Raw genomic sequence first — 233 nt, 5'->3', positions numbered from 1 at the left:
GGGTTCCCGCTCGTCGAGAGCTACTCGATCGAAGCGCGTCCGCCGCAGGAGCTCGTCGTGCGGATCATCGAACGCACCCCCGTGGGGGTGGTGTCGACGCGCGGCGCATTCTCGCTCGTCGACGCGGCCGGCGTCGTCCTCTCCACCAGCGAGAACGCGCCCGAGGGGTACCCGGTGATAGAGGCGACCGGCGGGGCCGGGTCGCGCGCGTTCCGCGCCGTGGGGGCCGTCTA

1 pseudogene is annotated in these 233 nt (G+C 73.0%); it reads left to right on the top strand.

Annotation, left to right across the window (positions count from 1 at the left end):
* Window positions 1-233, top strand: a pseudogene (locus KVT44_RS57295) (hypothetical protein); the annotation flags it as partial.

The organism is Streptomyces sp. GbtcB7 (assembly GCF_019091445.1).
Taxonomy (GTDB): domain Bacteria; phylum Actinomycetota; class Actinomycetes; order Streptomycetales; family Streptomycetaceae; genus Streptomyces; species Streptomyces mirabilis.
The sequence above is the reverse complement of the archived record's forward strand: the minus strand, read 5'-3'. Positions and strand labels throughout refer to the sequence as shown.